The following is a 20,192-nucleotide window of genomic DNA, read 5'->3' on the forward strand; positions in this document are numbered from 1 at the left end:
GGGCTCATGACTGCACCTCCGGGGCCTCGGCGGCGGCCGGGCCGATCTTCACCAGGTCGCCGGGGACGGCACCGGTGTCCGAAGCGACGCCCCCGCCCGCGGAGTTGAGCGGCAGCCACACCACGCGGTCCGGCATCTGCGTCACCTGGAGCGGCAGCGCGATCGCGCCCGCGGGCCCGGTGACGGCCAGCACGTCGCCGTGCTTGACCCCCACCTCGGCGGCCGTGGCCGCGGACACGCGCGCGTGGGCGGTGTGCCGCGTCCCGGCGAGCGCGTCGTCGCCGTCCTGGAGACGGCCCTGGTCGAGCAGCAACCGGTGCCCGGCGAGCACGGCCTCACCGGAGGCCGGGCGCGGCAACTGCGCGCCCGTCTCCAGCGGTTCGGTCGCGTGCGGCCCGTCCCAGTTGCCCAGGCGGTCCAGCTCCCCGCGCGCGGCGCGCAGATCGGGCAGCCCCAGGTGGACGTCCATGGCGTCGGCCAGCATCTGCAGCACCCGCCCGTCGGTCGGGGCGACGCGGCGCGTCATCTGGTCGGGCTTGAGCGCGGCCTCGAACATCCGGGCCCGGCCCTCCCAGTTGAGGAACGTGCCCGCCTTCTCGGCGACCGCGGCCACCGGAAGCACGACGTCCGCGTGCTCGGTGACCTCGCTGGGCCGCTGCTCCAGGGAGACCAGGAACCCGACCTCGTGAAGCGCTTCACGCGCGCGTGCCGGGTTCGGCAGGTCGGCGACCTCGACGCCCGCGACGACGAGGGCCTGCAGCTCGCCGGTGACGGCGGACTCCACGATCTGGCCGGTGTCCCGCCCGTGACGGTGCGGCAGCGCGGCCACACCCCAGGCGGCGGCGACCTCGTCCCGCGCGCGCGGGTCGGTGGCCGGACGTCCGCCCGGCAGCAGCGACGGCAGCGCGCCGGCCTCGATCGCGCCGCGCTCACCGGCGCGGCGCGGGATCCACACCAGTTCGGCGCCGGTCGCGGACGCGGCCCGTACGGCGGCGGTGAGTCCGCCCGCGACGGCCGCGAGCCGTTCGCCGACGACGAGCACGGCGCCCTCGGTGCGCAGCGCCTCCGCCGCGACCGCTCCGCCGTCCTCCAGGCCGACGCCGGAGGCGAGCGCGTCCAGCCACTCGGGCTCGGTGCCGGGCGCGGCGGGCAGCAGCGTGCCGCCCGCCTTCTCCAGGCCGCGCGTCGCGTGCGTGGCGAGCGAGAAGACCCGCTGGCCGTGTCCCCGCCAGGCCTTGCGGAGCTTGAGGAAGACGCCGGGCGCCTCCTCCTCCGACTCGAAGCCGACCAGAAGGACCGCGGGGGCCTTCTCCAGCTTCTTGTACGTGACTCCGCTGCCGTCCAGGTCACGGCCGCGGCCCGCGACGCGCGCGGCGAGGAAGTCGGCCTCCTCACCGCTGTGCACGCGCGCGCGGAAGTCGATGTCGTTCGTGTCGAGGGCGACGCGCGTGAACTTGCTGTACGCGTAGGCGTCCTCGACGGTCAGCCGGCCTCCGGTGAGGACACCGGCCCGGCCGCGCGCCGCGCCGAGCCCGCGCGCGGCGGTCTCCAGGGCCTCGGGCCAGGACGCGGGCCGCAGTTCGCCGGAGTCGGCGTCACGGACCAGGGGCGTCGTCAGCCGGTCCGGCTTCTGCGCGTACCGGAAGCCGAACCTGCCCTTGTCGCAGATCCACTCCTCGTTGACCTCGGGGTCGTTGGCCGCGAGGCGGCGCATGACCTTGCCGCGCCGGTGGTCGGTGCGCGTCGCGCAGCCGCCGGAGCAGTGCTCGCACACCGACGGCGACGAGACGAGGTCGAAGGGGCGGGAGCGGAACCGGTACGCCGCCGAGGTGAGCGCGCCCACCGGGCAGATCTGGATGGTGTTCCCGGAGAAGTACGACTCGAAGGGGTCGCCCTCGCCCGTACCGACCTGCTGGAGCGCGCCGCGCTCGATCAGCTCGATCATCGGGTCGCCCGCGATCTGGTTCGAGAACCGGGTGCAGCGCGCGCACAGCACGCACCGCTCACGGTCGAGCAGCACCTGCGTGGAGATCGGCACCGGCTTCTCGTAGGTGCGCTTCTTGCCCTCGAAGCGCGAGTCGGCCTGTCCGTGCGACATGGCCTGGTTCTGCAGCGGACACTCGCCGCCCTTGTCGCAGACCGGGCAGTCCAGCGGGTGGTTGATGAGCAGCAGCTCCATCACGCCGCGCTGCGCCTTCTCGGCGACGGGCGAGGAGAGCTGGCTCTTGACCACCATGCCGTCGGTGCAGGTGATGGTGCAGGACGCCATCGGCTTGCGCTGGCCCTCCACCTCCACGATGCACTGGCGGCAGGCGCCGGCCGGGTCGAGGAGCGGGTGGTCGCAGAAGCGGGGGATCTCGATCCCCAGCAACTCGGCGGCCCGGATGACGAGCGTCCCCTTGGGGACGCTGATCTCGATGCCGTCGATGGTGAGGGTGACCAGGTCCTCCGGCGGAACCGCCGCCTCGCCGCCCCCGGAGGGAGCGCTGGTGGTCACAGTCATGCGTTCACCTCCGTGCGGTGCTGATCGGCCCACACCGTGGCGCGGGCCGGATCGAAGGGGCAGCCCTTGCCCGTGATGTGCTGCTCGTACTCCTCGCGGAAGTACTTGAGCGAGGAGAAGATCGGCGAGGCGGCGCCGTCGCCGAGGGCGCAGAACGACTTGCCGTTGATGTTGTCGGCGATGTCGTTCAGCTTGTCGAGGTCCTCCATGGCGCCCTTGCCGGCCTCGATGTCGCGCAGCAACTGCACGAGCCAGTACGTCCCTTCGCGGCACGGCGTGCACTTGCCGCAGGACTCATGGGCGTAGAACTCGGTCCACCGCGTGACCGCCCGCACCACGCAGGTCGTCTCGTCGAAGCACTGCAGCGCCTTGGTGCCGAGCATCGATCCGGCGGCGCCGACACCCTCGTAGTCGAGGGGCACGTCGAGGTGCTCGTCGGTGAACATCGGCGTCGAACTGCCGCCGGGCGTCCAGAACTTGAGCCGGTGGCCGGGGCGGATGCCGCCGCTCATGTCGAGCAGCTGGCGCAGCGTGATGCCGAGCGGGGCCTCGTACTGTCCGGGCGAGGCGACGTGGCCGCTGAGCGAGTACAGCGTGAAGCCCGGGGACTTCTCGCTGCCCATCGACTTGAACCAGTCCTTGCCGCGATTCAGGATCGCGGGAACCGACGCGATGGACTCGACGTTGTTCACGACAGTGGGGCACGCGTAGAGGCCCGCGACCGCCGGGAAGGGAGGACGCAGTCGCGGCTGGCCACGACGGCCCTCGAGCGAGTCCAGGAGTGCGGTCTCCTCACCACAGATGTACGCGCCTGCGCCGGCGTGCACGGTGAGTTCAAGGTTGAGACCGGACCCGAGGACGTTCTGCCCGAGGTACCCCGCGGCGTAGGCCTCGCGCACGGCCTCGTGCAAGCGCCGCAGTACGGGGACCACTTCACCGCGCAAGTAGATGAACGCGTGCTCCGAACGGATCGCGTAACACGCGATCACGATGCCCTCGATGAGGCTGTGCGGGTTCGCGAAGAGGAGCGGGATGTCCTTGCAGGTCCCCGGCTCCGATTCGTCGGCGTTGACAACAAGATAGTGAGGCTTGCCGTCTCCCTGCGGGATGAACTGCCACTTCATCCCGGTCGGGAACCCGGCACCACCACGCCCGCGGAGCCCCGCGTCCTTCACATACGCGATCAGGTCGTCCGGCGACATCGCGAGGGCCTTGCGCAGCCCCTCGTACCCCTCATGCCGGCGATACACATCCAAAGACCAGGACTTGTCCTCGTCCCAGAAGGCCGACAGGACCGGTGAGAGCAGCTTCTCCGGGCTGGTGTCGTTGTTGTCGATCTCGGCTGCCAAGGTCATCACTCCCCCTCCTCGGCGGCGGGACCGGCTGGGTGGTCCGGGTCCGAGGCCGATGTGTCCTGCGGCGCGTCGTGCGAACTGAGGTGCTCGGCGGGCGACGGGTCGTGGGGCTGTGCGCCCTCGGCCCCCGCCGCGCGCGGGTGGACCACGCGCGCGGGCGAGGTCTCGCCCTTGGCCAGGCGCAGCCCGATCAGGGAGGCCGGGCCCGCGCTGCCGCTCGCCTCGACGGCGCCCTCGCGCTCGTCGGGGAAGCCGGCCAGGATCCGCGCGGTCTCCTTGAAGGTGCACAGCGGGGCGCCGCGGGTGGGTGACACCTGCGCTCCCGCGCGCAGGTCGTCGACGAGCCGCGTGGCGGACTCGGGCGTCTGGTTGTCGAAGAACTCCCAGTTGACCATCACGACGGGGGCGAAGTCGCAGGCCGCGTTGCACTCGATGTGCTCCAGCGTGACCTTGCCGTCGTCCGTGGTGCCGTTGTTGCCGACGCCGAGGTGCTCCTGGAGCGTCTCGAAGATGGCGTCGCCGCCCATGACGGCGCACAGCGTGTTGGTGCAGACGCCGACCTGGTAGTCGCCGCTCGGCTTCCTTCGGTACATCGTGTAGAAGGTCGCGACGGCGGTGACCTCGGCCGTGGTCAGGTCGAGCATGTCCGCGCAGAACTGCATGCCGGTGCGCGTGACATGCCCCTCCTCCGCCTGCACGAGGTGCAGCATCGGCAGGAGCGCCGAGCGGGAGTCGGGGTAGCGGGCGATGATCTCGCGCGCGTCCGCCGCCAGACGGGCCCGGACATCGTCCGGGTAACCGGGCGCGGGCAGTTGGGGCATGCCCAGGCTGACGCCCTGCTCCGAAGAACTGGTGGTCACCGGTCGACGCCTCCCATCACGGGGTCGATGGACGCGACAGCGACGATGACGTCGGCGACCTGGCCGCCCTCGCACATCGCGGCCATCGCCTGCAGGTTGGTGAAGGACGGGTCACGGAAGTGGACCCGGAAGGGGCGGGTGCCGCCGTCGGACACGGCGTGCACACCGAGCTCCCCCTTGGGCGACTCCACGGCGGCGTACGCCTGTCCCGGCGGGACGCGGAAGCCCTCGGTCACCAGCTTGAAGTGGTGGATGAGGGCCTCCATGGAGGTGCCCATGATGTTCTTGATGTGGTCGAGCGAGTTGCCGAGACCGTCCGGCCCGAGGGCCAGCTGCGCGGGCCAGGCGATCTTCTTGTCGCCGACCATGACCGGGCCCGGCTCCAGCCGGTCCAGGCACTGCTCGACGATCCGCACCGACTGGCGCATCTCCTCCAGGCGGATCAGGAAGCGCCCGTAGGAGTCGCAGGTGTCGGCGGTCGGGATCTCGAAGTCGTAGTTCTCGTATCCGCAGTACGGCTGCGCCTTGCGCAGGTCGTGCGGCAGACCGGCGGAGCGCAGGATCGGCCCGGTGGCGCCGAGGGCCATGCAGCCCGCGAGGTCGAGGTAGCCGACGTCCTGCATACGGGCCTTGAAGATGGGGTTCCCGGTGGCGAGCTTGTCGTACTCGGGAAGGTTCTTCTTCATCTTCTTCACGAACTCGCGCAGCTGGTCCACCGCGCCGGGCGGCAGGTCCTGGGCGAGTCCGCCGGGCCGGATGTACGCGTGGTTCATCCGCAGGCCGGTGATCAACTCGTAGATATCGAGAATGAGTTCACGATCACGAAAGCCGTAGATCATGATCGTGGTCGCGCCGAGTTCCATGCCGCCGGTGGCGATCGCCACCAGGTGCGAGGACATCCGGTTCAGCTCCATCAGGAGGACCCGGATGATGCTGGCGCGGTCGGGGATGTCGTTCTCGATGCCGAGAAGCTTCTCGACGGCGAGGCAGTACGCCGCCTCGTTGTAGAACGGCGTCAGGTAGTCCATGCGCGTCACGAACGTGGTGCCCTGCGTCCACGTGCGGTACTCGAGGTTCTTCTCGATACCGGTGTGCAGATAACCGATTCCGCAGCGCGCCTCGGTGACCGTCTCGCCGTCGATCTCCAGGATCAGGCGCAGCACGCCGTGCGTGGACGGGTGCTGGGGCCCCATGTTGACGATGATGCGCTCGTCGTCGGACTTCACCGCGGACTGGACGACCTCGTCCCAGTCGCCACCGGTGACCGTGTACACGGTGCCTTCGGTGGTCGCGCGCGGAGTTGCGTGGGGAGTAGTCATCAGCTGTACGACCTCCGCTGGTCCGGAGCCGGGATCTGGGCGCCCTTGTACTCGACGGCGATGCCGCCGAGGGGATAGTCCTTGCGCTGCGGGAAGCCCTGCCAGTCGTCCGGCATCATGATCCGCGTCAGCGCGGGGTGGCCGTCGAAGACGATGCCGAAGAAGTCGTACGCCTCGCGCTCGTGCCAGTCGTTCGTCGGGTACACGGCGACCAGGGACGGGACGTGCGGGTCCGCGTCCGGCATCGAGACCTCCAGGCGGATCAGCCGGTTGTGGGTGATCGACCGCAGGTGGTAGACGGCGTGCAGCTCGCGGCCCTTGTCGCCGGGGTAGTTCACACCGGAGACGCCGGTGCACAGCTCGAACCGCAGGGCCGGGTCGTCGCGCAGCGTCCGGGCCACCCGGACCAGGTACTCGCGCTCGATGTGGAAGGTGATCTCGTCGCGGTCGACGACCGTCCTGTCGATGGCGTTGCCGGGGACCAGGCCCTGTTCCTCCAGGGCGCCCTCCAGCTCGTCGGTGACCTCGTCGAACCAGCCGCCGTAGGGGCGGGCGGTCTCGCCGGGCAGCCGGACCGAGCGGACGAGTCCGCCGTAGCCGGAGGTGTCGCCGCCGTTGTCGGCGCCGAACATGCCGCGCTGGACGCGGATCTCCTCGCCCGCCCCGCCCCGTTGTTCCGGCAGTCCCGCACCGCCGGACCCGTTCAACTGCTCGTCACTCACCGAAGCAGCCCCTTCATCTCGATCGTCGGGAGCGCCTTGAGCGCCGCTTCCTCCGCCTCACGGGCCGCCTCCTCGGCGTTCACGCCGAGCTTGGAGGACTGGATCTTCTGATGGAGCTTGAGAATCGCGTCCATCAGCATCTCGGGCCGGGGCGGACAGCCGGGCAGATAGATGTCGACCGGGACGACGTGGTCGACGCCCTGCACGATCGCGTAGTTGTTGAACATCCCGCCGGACGAGGCGCAGACACCCATGGAGATGACCCACTTGGGGTTGGGCATCTGGTCGTAGACCTGCCGCAGGACGGGCGCCATCTTCTGGCTCACCCGGCCCGCGACGATCATCAGGTCCGCCTGGCGGGGCGACCCGCGGAACACCTCCATGCCGAACCGCGCCAGGTCGTAGCGCCCCGCGCCCGTCGTCATCATCTCGATGGCGCAGCACGCGAGTCCGAACGTGGCCGGAAAGACGGATGACTTGCGCACCCAGCCGGCGGCCTGCTCGACGGTGGTCAGAAGGAATCCGCTCGGCAGCTTTTCTTCGAGTCCCATTGGTCTGTGGCTCCCGGTCTCCCCTATACGGGGCTCAGTCCCATTCCAGGCCGCCGCGCCGCCATACGTACGCGTACGCGACGAAGACGGTGAGCACGAAGAGCAGCATCTCCACGAGCCCGAACACCCCCAGGGCGTCGAACGTGACGGCCCAGGGGTAGAGGAAGACGATCTCGATGTCGAAGACGATGAAGAGCATCGCCGTCAGGTAGTACTTGATGGGGAAGCGCCCGCCGCCGGCCGGCGTGGGGGTCGGCTCGATGCCGCACTCGTACGCTTCGAGCTTGGCCCGGTTGTACCGCTTTGGACCGATAAGCGTGGCCATGACCACGGAGAAGATCGCAAAGCCTGCCCCGAGGGCTCCCAGTACGAGGATGGGCGCATACGCGTTCACCGCTCCTCGCTCCTCTCAGTCGGCGCTGACTGCTGGCGGTTGCACGGGCTCGCGGCCCACTCCCCCTGCAAACGGTCGAAGATCGCTTACATGTGAAGCAGGTCACAAGCCCAACTTGCCCCGCATCCTATGCCCGGTGCTCTGTGATCTGCGACACGGGGTACGCCAACTACTTTGTGATCTCCACCACCTGACGAAGGATCATGAAGTCGGATGAGCGGTGATCTTCACACGCGAAGCACCTGAGTGATCACCAGAGGTGACAACTTGCCTCGTCATCGCTGGTAGAGGGCTCGTCGCACTATCAAGAGGTGCACTTCGCAAGCAAATTGGCGCTGGACACGGGTGGCTGATAGTGGACCCTGTTCACACATCAGGGGGAGCGGTGTGGACGGATGTGGACGCGACGGCTCCCCCTAGGGGGTTGATGTGACCTGCGTCACGGGTCAAGTAACGTCCCGGAAACCGGGCTTGGCCAACGGTGTCAACGAGTGGTAGGCGTCGGGCAATTCGGGCGTATTGCGGAAACACCGTGATCACAGCCTCGATCAAGGTTGTCCGGATTGCCCCTTACGGCGTCAATAAGGGCCGCCGCGCCCGGGATTCACGCCACGACTACACAACTGTGGCGCACCACACGTTTCTTGATGGGAACCGTGAAGCCCTGATACCGGTTGTTCTCATGTCCCACACCGCTCACATACCCAGCCACCGGAAGCCCCGCCGCAGCGCCTCGAAGATGGCCCTGCGCGCCGGAGTTACCGGTGGCGTCCTCAGCACCCTCGCCGTGGCTGGTGCGTCCGGTGCGGCGAGCGCTGCCGAGCCGGTCACCCAGACCATCGAGCTCCCCACGCTCACCACCGACCTGTCCTCGCAGGTCGCCCAGTCCGCGGACGCCACCCAGCAGGCCGCGGCCAACTACCAGCTCCAGGCCGAGCGTGACGAGGCCTTCGCCAAGGCCGCCGACCAGGCCAAGAAGGACCAGGTCAAGGCGGAGAAGAAGGCGGAGGCCAAGAAGAAGGCCGAGGCCGCCGCCAAGGCGAAGGCCGAGCGCGAGGCCGCCGCGCAGGCCGCCTCCCGCTCCAGCGAGCGCACGACGCTGTCCACCGCCTCCACGACCGCGGCCGCCCCGGCCAGCGGCTCCGTCGGCGCCGTGGTCAGCTTCCTGAAGGCCCAGCTCGGCGACGCGTACGTGATGGGCGGCACGGGCCCCAGCTCCTGGGACTGCTCCGGCCTCGTCCAGGCCGCGTTCAAGCAGGCCGGCGTGGACCTGCCGCGCACCTCGCAGGCCCAGTCGACCGCCGGTACCGCGGTCTCCCTGTCCAGCGTCCAGGTCGGCGACATCCTCTACTGGGGCGGCGCGGGCTCGGCGTACCACGTCGGCGTCTACATCGGTAACGGCCAGTACCTGGACGCCGCCAACCCCTCCAAGGGCGTTGTCATCCAGGACCTGTCCGGCTACCCGGCGAGCGGCGCGGTCCGCGTCCTGTGACGTCCCCGCACGCCTGAGGGTCTCCCTCTTCTGACACACGAAGGCCGCCGCACCCCGAGGGGTGCGGCGGCCTTCGTGTGTCGTCCGCGCGGCGTCAGGCGGCCCTGCCGACGTTGCCCGCAGGCGCGTCACAGGGGCATCACAGCTCAGCCCTGCGGGGCGAGCTCCCCCATCGGGCCCCAGCCCTCGTTCGGGATGTCGGCGTTGATGATCTCGGGGGTGGTGGCGATCAGCGGCGCCATGGCGGCGAGCCCGGCCTTGAAGTGGTCGGACCCGACGTGCGCGGCGCCGGCGTCGCCGTCCCGGAACCCTTCGAGCAGCACGAACTGGTTCGGGTCCTCGACACTGCGCGACCAGTCGAAGAAGAGGTTGCCCTCCTCGGCGCGGGTCGCGGCGGTGAACGCGGCGGTCTTCTCCAGCCAGGAGTCGGCGTGCTCGGGGCGGGCGGTGAACTTCACGGCGATGAAAATCATGGCTCCACCCTGCCCGCGGCCGGGCGCCCCGGCCAAATCGGACCTGGCGGGCGGCGATACGCGCCGCCGCCCGCGCCCGCCGGGCTCACGCCTTCGGCGCGACCTTGGTCAGCCCGTTGATGATGCGGTCCATCGCGTCGCCGCCGGTCGGGTCCGTCAGGTTCGCGAGCATCTTCAGCGTGAACTTCATCAGGACCGGATGGGTCAGACCCCGCTGCGTCGCGATCTTCATGACCTTCGGGTTGCCGATCACCTTCACGAAGGCGCGGCCCAGCGTGTAGTAGCCGCCGTACGTGTCCTTCAGCACCTTCGGGTAGCGCTGCAGGGCCAGTTCGCGCTGGGCGTCGGTGGCGCGGGCGTGGGCCTGCACGATGACGTCGGCGGCGATCTGCCCGGACTCCATGGCGTACGCGATGCCCTCGCCGTTGAACGGGTTGACCAGGCCGCCCGCGTCACCGACCAGGAGCAGGCCCTTGGTGTAGTGCGGCTGGCGGTTGAAGGCCATGGGGAGGGCGGCGCCGCGGATCGGCGTCGTCATGTTCTCCGGGGTGTAGCCCCAGTCCTCCGGCATCGACGCGCACCAGGCCTTGAGTACCTCGCGCCAGTCCAGCTCGCGGAACGCCTTGGAGGAGTTGAGGATGCCGAGGCCGACGTTGGACGTGCCGTCGCCCATGCCGAAGATCCAGCCGTAACCGGGCAGCAGGCGGTCCTCGCCGGGGCCGCGCCGGTCCCACAGCTCCAGCCAGGACTCCAGGTAGTCGTCGTCGTGGCGGGGCGACTCGAAGTACGTGCGCACCGCGACGCCCATCGGCCGGTCCTCGCGCCGGTGCAGGCCCATCGCCAGCGACAGCCGCGTGGAGTTGCCGTCGGCCGCGACGACGAGCGGGGCGTGGAAGGTGACGGCGGTCTTCTCGTCGCCGAGCTTGGCGTGCACGCCGGTGATGCGGCCGGTGCGGTCGTCGACGATCGGGGCGCCCACGTTGCACTGCTCGTACAGCCGCGCGCCCGCCTTCTGGGCCTGGCGGGCGAGCTGCTCGTCGAAGTCGTCGCGCTTGCGGACCAGCCCGTAGTCCGGGTACGAGGCGAGGTCGGGCCAGTCCAGCTGGAGGCGGACGCCGCCGCCGATGATGCGCAGGCCCTTGTTGCGCAGCCAGCCCGCCTCCTCGGAGATGTCGATGCCCATGGAGACGAGCTGCTTGGTGGCGCGCGGGGTGAGGCCGTCGCCGCAGACCTTCTCACGGGGGAACGCGGTCTTCTCCAGGAGCAGGACGTCGAGCCCCGCCTTGGCGAGGTAGTAGGCGGTCGTCGAACCGGCCGGCCCGGCCCCGACGACGATCACGTCTGCGCTGTACTCGGAGAGGGTCTTGGGTTCGGTCACGGCGGGTTCTCCCCAAGGCTCGAAAAGGGTGTGCCGTGCGGCACGGACATGGGCAGTCTATTCAGCGGTACCGATCACCCAGCCGAAGGGCCAGCCCATGAGTCGAGTCCTGCCCGCCGTGGATCTGCGCGTCCCCACTCACGAGGACGCCTTCGCCTGGCACCGGGTGTTCGACGACCCGGACGTCATGGAGTTCCTCGGCGGCCGGGCCGCGGCGTCCGAGCTGTCGGTCCATCACGAGGCGACGGCCCGCCAGCGCATGCACGACGCGGAGCTCGGCTTCTGCCTGTGGTCGCTGCTCGACGAGGAGGGCGACGTCATCGGGTTCACCGGCGCGCAGCCCTGGCGGCACGCCTGGGGGCCCGTCGGCGAGATCGAGATCGGCTGGCGGCTGGGCCGCGCGTACTGGGGCAGGGGCTATGCGACGGCCGCCGCGCTCGCCACCCTGGACCGGCTGCGGGCCGCGGGGATCGGCAGCGTCGTCGCGATGGTCGACGCGCTCAACGAGCGTTCGATCGCGGTGACCCGCCGTCTGGACATGACCCGGGCGGAGACGTTCGTGACGCCCACCGGCCGTCAGGGCCACTGCTTCCGGCTGGAGTTGTAGCGGTCACCCGCAGCTGCGCCGGCCGGCCGGAGCGGTGTCGGTGTCGGTGTCGGTACGAGCCGTTTCGCGCGGCGCCCCGCGGAGCTACCCTTCCGGTACCTCCTGGGGGTGACCTCTGTGCACATACCACCCAAGAAGCCGCCGGAAGTCCGGGTGCCGAAGCTGGTCGGTCTGATGGCGGTCGACGCGCGCAGCGCGGCCGAGCAGCACGGTGTGCGGCTCGCGACTCCCGACCGGCCCGACTTCCCGCTCCCGACCGTCGACTACGTGGTGCGCCAGTATCCGCTGCCCGGCGCGGAGGTCCCCCGGGACGCCGCGGTCACCATCTGGTTCGACCTGGGTGAGGGCGAGGGCGGCGGGGGCGTGCGCGTGCCCCGCGAGCCGGGCCCGCGGGGCGGTGGCATGCGCCGTGAACTGGACGAACCGGCCGAGCCGTTCAGTCCGTGTCCGTGAGACGCCAGGAGTCGAGGCCGACCCGGTAGGTGTCCGCCAGGTCGGGCCAGACGTCCTCCTTGCCGGTCAGGAAGATCGTGTACTCGGTGCCGTCGGCGGCGATGTACGACTGGTCGATGCCGTGGATCGTCTGCCCGGCCTCGTTCTCGTACGTGTACTCCCACAGGGCGCCCTCCGCGCCCTGGAAGGTGTTCGTCTCCAGACGGATGCGCCGGTAGTCCGTCTTCTTCCCGTCCTCCTTGAGGTGCTTCTCCATGGCGAGCAGGTTGCCGTGCGAGGTGTAGCCCGCGTCCGGGATGACGCCGACGATGTACTTCTCCATGCCGGTGCTGCCCGCGTACGTGATCTGGCTGCCGTTCGCGACGCCGACGCGGTCCCACACGTCCGGGATGACGAAGGAGAAGCCCTTCTCGTCGAAGACCTGGTGGTAGCCGCTCGGCACGTCGGGCAGGTCGGTGGGCGCGGCGGTGTCCGGGCTCGCGCTCACCGCGTCGGAGGTCGCGGACGACGGCGAGGGTGCCGGTGAGGCGGCCGGCCCCTGGGACTCCTCGGTCCGGGCCGCGACCGGCTTGTCGTCCTTGCCGCCCTTCGAGCCGTCGCCGTCGTCCTGGAGCAGCAGGACACCGGCCGCGGCGCCGCCCCCGATGACGAACGCGCCGACGATGGTGCCGACCCAGACGCCGACGCGCCGCTTCGGCTCCGGTGCGCCCGGCGGCAGCGGGCCGAGGTGGACGGCGCCCGGCCCGTACGCCGCCGGGGCCTGGCCCGGCATCGTGGGCAGCGGCGCCGCGTCGAACACGGGGGCCTGACCGTACGCCGCCGGGGCCTGGCCGAACACCGGTGCCTGGCCGGGCAGGGCCGGGACCGGCGCGGGCACGATCCCCGTCCCGACCCCGAACAGCTGCATCAGGTACGGCACGAGGAACGCGGCGCCGCCGATCCACAGCAGCCCGAACAGCAGCGCGTCCGGCACGCTCAGGCCGAGTTCGATCCGGCCCGTTCCGCTGCCGAAAAAGTCGAGGTCCCCGGCGAACTCCGCGCCGGCGCCGCCGACTGCGGCGAGCAGCAGGAAGAGGCCGAAGAAGAGCCCCGCGGACAGGAGTTGCTCGCGCCGGTCGAGCGAGCGGCGGGCGGTGAGGACGCCGACGACCAGGGCGCAGACCAGCCCGAGGGCGAGGGCGTAGACGAGCGCCCCGGAGCCGAGTTCGTCGCCGAGCCGGGACAGGCCGAAGGACTCCTTCTCGTATCCGCCGCTGCCGAACGACGACGAACCGCGGCCCTCGATCTGCAGCGGCGCGCCCCAGCACAGGCCGAGCACGGCGAGGGCGAGGTTGGGCAGCAGCATCAGGATCGCGCCGAGCGCCGCCGCGGCCGAGCCGTCGAAGTCGGAGGAGTCGGCGACGTCGGACGGGCTGGTGCCGCCGTCCTCGCCGAAGACCGCGAGCCCGATCCAGCCGAGGACCGCGGCGATCAGCAGCACCCACCCCATGGCGCGCACGGCCGTGCCGAAGGCCCGCACCGTCATGCGCACGCCGGGCCGCGCGGCGGCGACCCGGTGCTTCAGATCGTCGCCGTACAGCACGCCCCCGGCGACGGCGAGCGCGAGCAGCAGCGTCCACAGCGCGGTGAGGAACGGCGCCGTGGACAGCGAGACGTCCTGGATGTCCGGCTGCCCGATCAGCCCGAGCACCAGCGTCGCGCCGGTCACCAACAGGGCGACGCGTACGGCCGCCTCCAGCCCTGCGGTGCCGGCGGCCGCGCCGTCCGCGCCGTTCTGTGCACCGGGCACGGTCCGCGCGTTCAGGCGGGTGCGCAGGATCCGTACGCCGATGACGAGCGCCACGATCCACACCACGGTCACCAGGAGCGGGATCACCGAGAGCGACGCGGTGCTGGAGGAGCCGGAGTCGTAGCCGCCGTACATCGATCCGCCGGAGCTGCCGCCGGAGATCTCCAGGCTGCCGCCGAGGCCCTGGAGCAGGGAGGCCAGCGCGATGCGCATCCGGTCCGCGAAGCCGACGACGACGCGGTCGGAGTCCTGCCCGTAGGACGGAACGGCGAAGGCGAACGCGGCGATCAGCAGCAGCCCGACCGGCCACAGCGCGGCCTGCGCCGCCCCGGCCCAGTCGCCGCGCAGAGCGCGTCCGAAGAACTGCCCGGCGGCCGAGGGCTGAGCGGGGCCCGGGGCGTAGGCGGGCGGCGGCGGTGAGGCGGGGGCGGTGGCCGGCGGGGGTGGCGCGGCGGGGACGGGCGGGGCTGCGGCCGCGGTCCGTTCACGCCCGCATCTCATGCAGAAGCGGGCCTCTTCGGGAGCCTCGGCTCCACAGTGCGGGCAGAACGACGGCATCGGGAAGCTCCGTGATGATCCGGGGACGACCGGGTGACGCACCGTCACCGGGTGTCACCACGTACTCAACGGACTCATCTTTCCCGTGGCGTGGTTCCCGTCAACTTCAATACGGGGAACGGGACTTACTTGATACCGCGGTGCAGCGCGACGATGCCGCCGGTGAGGTCGCGCCAGGCCACCTTCTGCCAGCCCGCGCCCTGGAGGCGGGTGGCCAGCTCCGGCTGGGTGGGCCAGCTGCGGATCGACTCGGCGAGGTAGACGTAGGCGTCCGGGTTCGAGGAGACGGCCCGCGCCACCGGCGGCAGCGCGCGCATCAGGTACTCGGTGTAGACCGTGCGGAACGGGGCCCACGTCGGGTGGCTGAACTCGCAGATGACGACGCGGCCGCCCGGCTTGGTGACCCGGTACAGCTCGCGCAGCGCCTGGTCGGTGTCCTGGATGTTGCGCAGCCCGAAGGAGATCGTCACGGCGTCGAACGTGTCGTCCTTGAACGGCAGCTTCGTGCCGTCGCCCGCCGTGAACGGCATCCACGGGTGGCGCTGCTTGCCGACCCGGAGCATGCCGAGGGAGAAGTCGCAGGGCACGACGTAGGCGCCGGCCTGCGCGAACGGCTGCGAGGACGTGGCCGTGCCGGCGGCGAGGTCGAGGATCTTCTGCGCCGGGCGCGCGTCGACCGCCTTGGCGACCTCCTTGCGCCACAGCCGGGCCTGTCCCAGGGACAGCACGTCGTTGGTGAGGTCGTACTTCTCCGCCACGTCGTCGAACATGGAGGCGACTTCGTGGGGCTGCTTGTCCAAGGATGCGCGGGTCACGCCTCCCATTGTGGCAGGGCGGGGCCCGGGTCCGGGTGACCGGGATACGTCTGCCGGCGGCGCTCTCGTCGCCGGGGGCGGGTTCGGTGGGGCCGGTCGTGCGGTACCCCGCGCCCGTTGAAGACCGGCTGCGTCTGCCCGGTCGCTGAATCGTCGCGAACTGACAGCCGGTGGGCCCGCTTCGCGCAGTTCCCCGCGCCCCTGGGGCGCTCAGCGTCCCCGGTACACCAGGCGTCCGCCGATCACCGTTGCCACGCAGGTGGACGCGCCGCGCCGGACCAGGTCCGCGCGGTCCTCCACGTCGAACACGGCGAACCGGGCCGGGCCGCCCTCGGCGAGAGCGGGCAGGAGCACCAGCGGCTTCGGGGACAGGGAGACGGGGCCGGGGAGACCGTCCGGGCGGGCGGCGAAGACCAGGCCCGAGCGCTGCGCCACCTCCAGGACCGGCTTGGCCCGCAGCTCCCCGGCGAGGGCCACCGTGCCGTGCGCGAACAGCCGCTGCACACCGCGCCGCGCGCTGGGCCCGAGCAGCGCGGGGTCCGCCCGGAAGATCTCCCGGGCGCGCTCCCCGCCGATCGGGGCGGAGCCGTACGTGTCGGCCTCGCGCGGATCGGGGTGGTACGTGTGCTCCAGGATCTCCGGACCGTACGGGTTGAGCAGCCCCGGCGTGAGGATGCCGGGCCAGCGCCGCACCCGCGCCTGCGGATGTGCGGCGGCCAGCTCCTCGTACGGGCCGAGCGCCTTGACCAGTTCGCCCTCGACGAGGACGGACGAGCCGTCGGCGACGGTGTGAAGTGTCAGCAACGCAGGCTCAGTTGGTGGCCACGAGCTTGAGCTCGGGGTGGGCCGTGCCGCCGTCGATCGCGGTGGACGAGATGTGCGACATGACGCGCTCGTCGACCGGGTCGTTCGCCGGGTCGTCGTGCACGACGAGGTGCTCGTACGTCGTGGCGCGCTGGGCGGGGACGCGGCCGGCCTTGCGGATCAGCTCGATGATCTCCATGCGGTTCGAGCGGTGCTTGGCACCGGCCGAGGAGACGACGTTCTCCTCCAGCATGATCGAGCCGAGGTCGTCGGCGCCGTAGTGGAGCGACAGCTGGCCGACCTCCTTGCCGGTCGTCAGCCACGAACCCTGGATGTGCTGGACGTTGTCCAGGAAGATCCGGGCGATCGCGATCATCCGCAGGTACTCGAAGAGCGTGGCCTGCGTGCGGCCCTTGAGGTGGTTGTTCTCCGGCTGGTACGTGTACGGGATGAAGGCCCGGAAGCCGCCCGTCCGGTCCTGTACGTCGCGGATCATGCGCAGGTGCTCGATGCGCTCGGCGTTCGTCTCGCCGGTGCCCATGAGCATGGTGGAGGTCGACTCGACGCCCAGGTTGTGGGCGGCCTCCATGATCTCCAGCCAGCGCTCGCCGGACTCCTTCAGCGGGGCGATGGCCTTGCGCGGACGCTCCGGGAGCAGCTCGGCACCGGCACCGGCGAAGGAGTCGAGCCCGGCGGTGTGGATCCGCTGGATCGCCTCCTCGACCGACACCTTCGAGATACGGGCCATGTGCTCGACCTCGGAGGCGCCCAGGCTGTGGATGACCAGCTCGGGGTACGCCTTCTTGATCGCGGAGAAGTGCTCCTCGTAGTACTCCACGCCGTAGTCCGGGTGGTGTCCGCCCTGGAACATGATCTGGGTGCCGCCCAGCTCGATCGTCTCCGCGCAGCGGCGCAGGATGTCGTCGAGGTCGCGGGACCAGCCCTTCTTGGTGTCCTTCGGGGCCGCGTAGAAGGCGCAGAACTTGCACGCCGTGACGCACACGTTCGTGTAGTTGATGTTCCGCTCGATGATGTACGTCGCGATGTGCTCGATCCCGGCGTACTTGCGGCGGCGGATCGCGTCGGCGGCGGCGCCGAGCGCGTGCAGCGGGGCGTCCCGGTACAGCTCGACGGCCTCTTCCGGGGTGATGCGCCCACCGGCGGCGGCACGGTCGAGGACGGACTGCAGTGCGGCCTTCTCGGTCACCGGGCGTGCCCCTTTCAGAGGTGTAGAGCTGAATTCTCAGCGTACGTCAGGCCGCCGTGGCCCCCAGCAGAACCCCCGCGAACGCCCCCACGATCATGAACGGCCCGAACGGGATCTCGGTCCTGCGCCCCGCACGCCGGGTCAGGACCAGGACGGTGGCGTACAGCCCGTTCAGCAGCACACCCGCGAACGCCCCGAGGAACAGCGCGCCCCACCCGTACCAGCCGAGCGCCGCCCCGAGCCCGAGCGCCAGCTTCACGTCCCCGAACCCCATGCCCTTCGGATGGATCAGCAGGAGCAGCAGGTATCCGCCGCCCAGGCCGGCGGCTCCGAGCAGTGAGCCACGCCACGACCCGCCCGGGTCCGGCAGCAGCGCGGCGCCGCCGAGCGCGGCCACGGCGAGCCCGGCCAGCGGGAAGGTGAGCACGTCCGGCAGCCGGTGCACGGCGAAGTCGACGGTGCCGAGCAGCACGCACAGCGGCGCGAGCAGCAGCCAGGCGCCGAGCTCGGGCCGGGTCCCGGTGGCCGCGGCGAGCAGGGCGCAGGCCCCGGCGGTGACGGCGCCGAGCACCGGGGCGGAGGGACCCGGCCGAGCCCCCAGCCAGCCCCGGGCCGCGCGCCACGGCTGCTCCGGCTCGACGGAGAGACGGTATGCGGGGCGCGGCAGCAGGGCCCCGGCGGCGGCGCCCCACAGGGCGGCGATCGCGGCCAGTGACCCGTCCATGGCGGCTGTCACTAGTAGTACGGGTTGTAGAACTTGCCGCTGTAACAGGTGGCCTGCACGCTCGATCCCAGGACGTTGTCCACCTGAACCCTGGCACTCACGATGCCGTTGGTGTGCGAGGCCGACGGCGTCCAGGTCTTCGACGAGTTGTACCCGTCGTGGTTCTCGTGCCAGGAGTAGTTGTAGCTGGCTCCCGTGCCGGTGGTGATGTTGATGCGCACACGGACCCAGGCGCCGTCCTTGTCGGCGTCCTTGACTCCGAACGTCGTGTTCATCGACGTCTTGCCGGTGAAGGAGGGGGCTGCCAATACCCCCACCGCCCCGCCGTCGGACGTCGTACACGACTTGACCGCGGTTGCGGCCCCAGCCGGTGCGACCCCCAGTCCGACCGCGCTCACCACGGCCGCCGCCCCCACGATCGCGACACGAACCGCTCTCATGACATCCCCCTCACGTCAGGTCACCTCAGACCTCTCCAGAGGCCCGACGAGGGGTGATCCTAGAGACGTTCAATCACTAGCGTGTTCGGTTGAGGGAACTTGCCGCTCAGTCCGTCCGGCTCAGCCGGGCCTTCGGGCTGCCGGCCTTGGGGTCGTCCGAAGTGAACCGGAGCGCCTTGCCGTCCGGGCGCAGATGTACGGGGTGAGGGGACTGAATGCACTGCCCCTCGTTCCCCTTCTTGCCGCGGCCGACAGCCGTGAGTTCCTTGTCGGTCACCGATTTCAGAGTGAGCACGTCGACGCAGACGCCACCGAGAGCGTCCGTCTGTGTCACCGTCCCGACGGCCTCCCCCGGCGAGGCCTGATGGATGACGATGTCGAAGGTACCTCCCGGCAGAGGCTGACCAAGGCTCTCCACCGTGCCCTGCCCCTGCCAGGAACCCACGTAGAACGTCGGCACGGCGCCGGCACCCGAGTCCGAAGCCGAAGCCGATACGGTCGGCCGCGCCCCGGCCGCATGGCCGCTCCGATCGTCGCTCCCGGAGTCCGGCAGCATGTTCACCACGATCGCCCCGCCCAGCGCGACCACCGCGAACGCTCCGGCCACGGCCAGTGCGACCGAGCAACTCACCTTGCGGCCGCGGCCGTTCTCGGTCGCCGGGGTCGACGCCGCCATCACCGACAGCGACAGCCGGCCCGGCCTGGCGTCCTCCGTGGTGGGCTCGGTGCGCGGCTGCGGTACGGCGGAGGCGTATGACGGGTCGGGCGGTCCGAAGACGCCCGGGGCGCCGCCGCCCGTGACCGCCGGGCTGCTGAAGCCGACCGGGCCGGTGGCGGGAGTGGCGCCCTCCAGGTCCAGGAGTTGCACAGCGCTGCGCGAGACCTGCTCGACCAGTGCCCCCGGCAGCCAGCCCGCCGCGACCAGGCGGGACGCGCCCTCGGGGGCCAAACGCCGGGCAACTTCCTCGGGGGCGGGTCGAGCGGACGCCTCCTTCGCCAGGCAGGCGGCGACAATGTCCCGCAACTCACCCGACAGTCCGTCCAGTTCGGGCTCCTCGTGGACGACCTTGTAGAGGAGCGCGGCCGACGAGTCGCCGGGGAAGGGGGACTCCCCCGTCGCCGCGTACGCGAGCACCGCGCCGAGCGAGAAGACGTCCGCGGCGCCCGTGACGCCCTTGCCGAGGATCTGCTCCGGCGCCATGTAGCCGGGCGAGCCGATGGAGACGCCGGTCGACGTGAGCGAGGCCGTGCCGTCGGTGGCGCGGGCGATGCCGAAATCGATGAGCCGCGGTCCGTCCACGGTCAGCAGCACGTTGGAGGGCTTCACGTCCCGGTGCACGAGCCCCAGGCCGTGCACCGCCGCCAGCGCTTCCGCGAGGCCCGCGCCCAGCACCCGTACGGAGTGCTCGGGCAGCGCCGTACCGGCACCGGCGGCCTGCGCGAGCGAGGGCCCCGCGACATACCCCGTCGCCACCCACGGCACCCGCGCCGTCGGGTCTGCGTCGAGCACCGGCGCGGTCCACGCCCCGCCGACCCGGCGGGCCGCCTCCACCTCGCGCCGGAACCGCGCCCGGAACTCCTCGTCGAGCGCGAAGTGGGGATGCACCACCTTGACGGCGACGGTCCGCCCGCCGGCGCTGCGGCCCAGGTACACCCGGCCCATGCCCCCGTGCCCGAGCCGGCCGAGCAGCCGGTAGGGACCCACCGTCGTCGGTTCGTCGGCCTCAAGCGGCTGCATCCCGTGGACC

Annotated in this window: 19 protein-coding genes and 1 pseudogene; 3 read left to right on the plus strand and 17 right to left on the minus strand. The window is 71.0% G+C overall.

The genetic code is table 11. The annotated features are described in order from the left end of the window. Positions 1–4: 4 nt before the first annotated feature. The 7 genes from ACVHNB_RS37450 to ACVHNB_RS37480 are packed head-to-tail and all read right to left on the minus strand — an operon-like array spanning position 5 to position 7,704. Positions 5–2,503, minus strand: a complete 2,499-nt coding sequence (locus ACVHNB_RS37450) for an NADH-quinone oxidoreductase subunit G (RefSeq protein WP_428954150.1) — start codon at positions 2,501–2,503, stop codon at positions 5–7. Then, complete coding sequence (gene nuoF / locus ACVHNB_RS37455) at positions 2,500–3,858, minus strand: NADH-quinone oxidoreductase subunit NuoF (protein ID WP_428954149.1); 1,359 nt, start codon at positions 3,856–3,858, stop codon at positions 2,500–2,502. The genes ACVHNB_RS37450 and nuoF overlap by 4 nt, the downstream gene beginning before the upstream one ends. Next, on the minus strand, positions 3,858–4,718 hold the full coding sequence (nuoE, locus tag ACVHNB_RS37460) for an NADH-quinone oxidoreductase subunit NuoE (protein WP_428954148.1): 861 nt from the start codon (positions 4,716–4,718) through the stop codon (positions 3,858–3,860). Before nuoE ends, nuoF begins: the two co-directional genes overlap by 1 nt. Further along, positions 4,715–6,037, minus strand: coding sequence for an NADH-quinone oxidoreductase subunit D (locus ACVHNB_RS37465; protein ID WP_428954147.1), 1,323 nt, complete (start codon positions 6,035–6,037; stop codon positions 4,715–4,717). Before ACVHNB_RS37465 ends, nuoE begins: the two co-directional genes overlap by 4 nt. Beyond that, the gene (locus tag ACVHNB_RS37470; RefSeq protein WP_456226877.1) at positions 6,037–6,759 is read right to left on the minus strand and encodes an NADH-quinone oxidoreductase subunit C; all 723 of its coding nucleotides are present in this window, start codon (positions 6,757–6,759) and stop codon (positions 6,037–6,039) included. Before ACVHNB_RS37470 ends, ACVHNB_RS37465 begins: the two co-directional genes overlap by 1 nt. Next, a complete protein-coding gene (locus tag ACVHNB_RS37475; RefSeq protein ID WP_006133126.1) occupies positions 6,756–7,310 on the minus strand; it encodes a NuoB/complex I 20 kDa subunit family protein in 555 nt (184 codons plus the stop codon). The genes ACVHNB_RS37470 and ACVHNB_RS37475 overlap by 4 nt, the downstream gene beginning before the upstream one ends. Positions 7,311–7,344: 34 nt before the next feature. After that, complete coding sequence (locus tag ACVHNB_RS37480; RefSeq protein ID WP_007383963.1) at positions 7,345–7,704, minus strand: NADH-quinone oxidoreductase subunit A; 360 nt, start codon at positions 7,702–7,704, stop codon at positions 7,345–7,347. Positions 7,705–8,386: 682 nt separating this feature from the next. Here ACVHNB_RS37480 and ACVHNB_RS37485 point away from each other — a divergent pair. Next, positions 8,387–9,196 carry a C40 family peptidase gene (locus ACVHNB_RS37485; RefSeq protein ID WP_428954145.1) on the plus strand — a complete coding sequence of 270 codons (810 nt, stop codon included), beginning with the start codon at positions 8,387–8,389 and terminating at the stop codon, positions 9,194–9,196. A gap of 146 nt (positions 9,197–9,342) precedes the next feature. On the opposite strand, the gene ACVHNB_RS37490 is transcribed toward ACVHNB_RS37485, so the two are convergent. Together ACVHNB_RS37490 and ACVHNB_RS37495 are read right to left on the minus strand one after the other, a co-directional pair. Further along, a complete protein-coding gene (locus tag ACVHNB_RS37490) occupies positions 9,343–9,669 on the minus strand; it encodes a putative quinol monooxygenase (protein WP_428954144.1) in 327 nt (108 codons plus the stop codon). An 85-nt stretch (positions 9,670–9,754) separates the two neighbouring features. Beyond that, positions 9,755–11,047 carry a geranylgeranyl reductase family protein gene (locus tag ACVHNB_RS37495; RefSeq protein WP_428954143.1) on the minus strand — a complete coding sequence of 431 codons (1,293 nt, stop codon included), beginning with the start codon at positions 11,045–11,047 and terminating at the stop codon, positions 9,755–9,757. 97 nt (positions 11,048–11,144) lie between these two features. On the opposite strand from ACVHNB_RS37495, the gene ACVHNB_RS37500 reads away from it, so the two are divergent. Both ACVHNB_RS37500 and ACVHNB_RS37505 read left to right on the plus strand, forming a co-directional pair. Further along, positions 11,145–11,654, plus strand: a complete 510-nt coding sequence (locus ACVHNB_RS37500) for a GNAT family N-acetyltransferase (RefSeq protein ID WP_428954142.1) — start codon at positions 11,145–11,147, stop codon at positions 11,652–11,654. A 108-nt stretch (positions 11,655–11,762) separates the two neighbouring features. Next, positions 11,763–12,107 (plus strand): PASTA domain-containing protein, encoded by a 345-nt coding sequence (locus ACVHNB_RS37505; protein WP_428954141.1) that lies wholly within the window; start codon positions 11,763–11,765, stop codon positions 12,105–12,107. On the opposite strand, the gene ACVHNB_RS37510 is transcribed toward ACVHNB_RS37505, so the two are convergent. The 8 genes and pseudogenes from ACVHNB_RS37510 to ACVHNB_RS37545 all read right to left on the minus strand — a co-directional run bounded on the left by ACVHNB_RS37510 (position 12,091) and on the right by ACVHNB_RS37545 (position 20,182). Then, positions 12,091–14,397 carry a zinc ribbon domain-containing protein gene (locus ACVHNB_RS37510; protein WP_456229014.1) on the minus strand — a complete coding sequence of 769 codons (2,307 nt, stop codon included), beginning with the start codon at positions 14,395–14,397 and terminating at the stop codon, positions 12,091–12,093. The genes ACVHNB_RS37505 and ACVHNB_RS37510 overlap by 17 nt on opposite strands. 12 nt (positions 14,398–14,409) lie before the next feature. Next, a pseudogene (locus tag ACVHNB_RS37515) lies at positions 14,410–14,454 on the minus strand (hypothetical protein); the annotation flags it as partial. Positions 14,455–14,579: 125 nt separating this feature from the next. Continuing rightward, positions 14,580–15,269, minus strand: coding sequence for a demethylmenaquinone methyltransferase (locus ACVHNB_RS37520; RefSeq protein ID WP_428954139.1), 690 nt, complete (start codon positions 15,267–15,269; stop codon positions 14,580–14,582). 210 nt (positions 15,270–15,479) lie between these two features. Continuing rightward, the gene (locus ACVHNB_RS37525) at positions 15,480–16,073 is read right to left on the minus strand and encodes an imidazolonepropionase-like domain-containing protein (protein ID WP_428954138.1); all 594 of its coding nucleotides are present in this window, start codon (positions 16,071–16,073) and stop codon (positions 15,480–15,482) included. Positions 16,074–16,080: 7 nt separating this feature from the next. After that, entirely contained in the window at positions 16,081–17,280 is a 1,200-nt protein-coding gene (gene mqnC / locus ACVHNB_RS37530; RefSeq protein ID WP_428954137.1) for a cyclic dehypoxanthinyl futalosine synthase, read from the minus strand. Between the two features lie 46 nt (positions 17,281–17,326). Next, positions 17,327–18,004 carry a prepilin peptidase gene (locus tag ACVHNB_RS37535; RefSeq protein ID WP_456226878.1) on the minus strand — a complete coding sequence of 226 codons (678 nt, stop codon included), beginning with the start codon at positions 18,002–18,004 and terminating at the stop codon, positions 17,327–17,329. Between the two features lie 11 nt (positions 18,005–18,015). Next, on the minus strand, positions 18,016–18,444 hold the full coding sequence (locus tag ACVHNB_RS37540; RefSeq protein WP_428954135.1) for a hypothetical protein: 429 nt from the start codon (positions 18,442–18,444) through the stop codon (positions 18,016–18,018). A gap of 106 nt (positions 18,445–18,550) precedes the next feature. Further along, positions 18,551–20,182 carry a serine/threonine-protein kinase gene (locus ACVHNB_RS37545; RefSeq protein ID WP_428954134.1) on the minus strand — a complete coding sequence of 544 codons (1,632 nt, stop codon included), beginning with the start codon at positions 20,180–20,182 and terminating at the stop codon, positions 18,551–18,553. Positions 20,183–20,192: the final 10 nt, after the last annotated feature.

It is taken from the genome of Streptomyces sp. YJ-C3, assembly GCF_053891275.1.